We start from the raw sequence: 902 nt of genomic DNA, 5'->3' as shown, positions 1-902 counted from the left end.
TCTCACCCCAGGCGTAGCGGGAGATGAAGTCCTGGAAGGGCGCGGTGAACTCCGTGGTCGCCGCCTGCGCACGGTCCACGTGCGCATCGCCCAGGACCTCCCGGCGCACGGCGGTCCCGCTGCCGCGCTCGCGGGGCGCGAAGTGCGCCCCCAGGACCTCCCGTACGGCCTGCGGGCGCTCGGCGGGGGCCAGGTGGGAGGCGCGCGGCAGTTCCGTCAGTGCGGCACCGGGGATGCCGTCGGCGATCTCGCGGGCGTGCTCGACGGGTGTCNNCCCGACAGCCCGGACCGCAGATCGCAGTCGGCGAGCGCGTCGCAGCACGCGGCGTACGCCGACGGGTCGGTGGCCAGGAGGTCGTCGAGGAGCCGGGGCTCGGTGAATCCGGGCGTGAACCAGCGGCCAGCCGCACTCTCCGCGACCTTGCCGAGGCCCTCTGCGCGCACGAGGGCGGCCCGCTCCCGCCATGGCCCCGGGTCGCCGAAGTGGGCGGACGAGCAGACCACGGCAAGCCGGTCGACGCGCTCCGGGTGGTGCACCGCGAGCCAGAGGCCCACCGCGCCGCCCAGCGACACCCCGGCGTACGAGAACCGCTCCAGGGACAGTGAGTCGGCGAGGGCCAGCACCAGAGCGCCCAGATCGGCGATCCCCGCCCCCGGACCGATCAGTTCGGCGGGCGAGCCGCCGTGCCCCGGCAGGTCCCACCGCACGACCCGGTGTCTGACGGAGAGTTCGGGTGCGACTCCGTCCCAGAGCGCGGTGGAGGTACCGAGCGACGGGCCGAGCAGGAGCGGGGGAGCGCTCGTCGGCCCCTCGGCACGGTGATGGAGGAGACGGGCGGGTGTCGTGGTCATCGGCGCTCCAGAGCGCGGTCGGTGAGGAACCCGGCACAGCCGGTGTACCG

The 902-nt window shown here is 75.0% G+C and carries 2 pseudogenes; both read right to left on the bottom strand.

The annotated features are described in order from the left end of the window. A pseudogene (locus tag BFF76_RS34135) lies at window positions 1–272 on the bottom strand (alpha/beta fold hydrolase); the annotation flags it as partial. Window positions 273–274: 2 nt separating this feature from the next. Then, window positions 275–852 (bottom strand): annotated as a pseudogene (locus tag BFF76_RS34130) (alpha/beta fold hydrolase); the annotation flags it as partial. Window positions 853–902 lie beyond the last annotated feature (50 nt).

Source organism: Streptomyces mutomycini, from assembly GCF_001700505.1.
In the GTDB taxonomy this organism is placed as follows: Bacteria; Actinomycetota; Actinomycetes; order Streptomycetales; family Streptomycetaceae; genus Streptomyces; species Streptomyces mutomycini.
Note: the sequence above shows the minus strand (reverse complement) of the source record. Positions and strands in the feature narration are given on the sequence as shown.